This is a genomic window from Vibrio sp. 03_296 (assembly GCF_002265885.1).
Genome location: NZ_NPKW01001215.1, coordinates 1 through 586 on the forward strand (window position 1 = coordinate 1; position 586 = coordinate 586).

Genomic DNA, 586 nt, shown 5'->3' on the forward strand with positions numbered 1-586 from the left:
AATCGCCCACATTATTTGTTTTCCCGTGGAAGGAAATGGTGGGTCGTGCAGGATTCGAACCTGCGACCAATTGATTAAAAGTCAACTGCTCTACCAACTGAGCTAACGACCCATGGTATCCCGTAGGGGAGTCGAACCCCTGTTACCGCCGTGAAAGGGCGGTGTCCTAGGCCTCTAGACGAACGGGACACTAAGATACTCTAAACTTTCTAAACCATATCAATCTGTAGTGAACACTCATCGCAATAATCATCGTATAAGGAGGTAGATCCAGCGCCAGGTTCCCCTAGCGCTACCTTGTTACGACTTCACCCCAGTCATGAACCACAAAGTGGTGAGCGTCCTCCCGAAGGTTAAACTACCCACTTCTTTTGCAGCCCACTCCCATGGTGTGACGGGCGGTGTGTACAAGGCCCGGGAACGTATTCACCGTGGCATTCTGATCCACGATTACTAGCGATTCCGACTTCATGGAGTCGAGTTGCAGACTCCAATCCGGACTACGACGCACTTTTTGGGATCGCTCACTTTCGCAAGTTGGCCGCCCTCTGTATGCGCCATTGTAGCACGTGTGTAGCCCTACTCG

Annotated in this window: 2 tRNA genes and 1 rRNA gene; all 3 read right to left on the bottom strand. The window is 51.5% G+C overall.

The annotated features are described in order from the left end of the window. Positions 1-36: 36 nt before the first annotated feature. Positions 37-112, bottom strand: a tRNA-Lys gene (locus tag CIK04_RS31085). A 1-nt stretch (position 113) separates the two neighbouring features. Continuing rightward, positions 114-189: transfer RNA gene (locus tag CIK04_RS31090), tRNA-Glu, on the bottom strand. 69 nt (positions 190-258) lie between these two features. Then, a 16S ribosomal RNA gene (locus CIK04_RS31095) occupies positions 259-586 on the bottom strand; the annotation flags it as partial.